Origin of the sequence: Mycobacterium sp. 94-17 (assembly GCF_035617725.1) — a bacterium.
Taxonomy (GTDB): Bacteria; Actinomycetota; Actinomycetes; order Mycobacteriales; family Mycobacteriaceae; genus Mycobacterium.
The window spans coordinates 1-404 of record NZ_JAPIYN010000101.1 but is presented as its reverse complement, the minus strand read 5'-3'; the positions used below and the strand labels follow the sequence as shown (position 1 = coordinate 404).

The window sequence follows — 404 nt, the reverse complement described above, 5'->3', positions numbered from 1 at the left end:
GACGATCGGGTGCTGGCCACGGTGTTGTTCACCGACATCGTGGATTCGACGCGCCGGGCGGCGGAGATGGGTGATCGGGACTGGCGCGCGCTGCTTGACGCGCACGACGCCGTCGTGCGGGCGCAGCTATCGCGGTTTCGGGGCCGGGAGGTGAACACCTCGGGTGACGGCTTTTTGGCGGTGTTCGACGGCCCGCAGCGGGCGATCCGCTGCGCCATGGCGATTCGTGATGCGGTGCGCGCGTTGGGTATCGAGGTGCGTGCGGGGTTGCACACCGGGGAGTGTGAGGTGCGTGGCGAGGACATCGGCGGGATCGGGGTACACCTCGGCGCACGGGTGTCCGCCCTGGCCGGACCGGACGAGGTGCTGGTGTCGGGCACGCTGCGCGACCTGGTGATCGGCTC

The 404-nt window shown here is 70.3% G+C and carries 1 protein-coding gene; it reads left to right on the top strand.

The features are described 5' to 3' along the window. Positions 1–404 (top strand): adenylate/guanylate cyclase domain-containing protein (locus tag OQ789_RS25845; protein ID WP_324689272.1); only part of this gene is annotated, 404 nt, incomplete at both ends.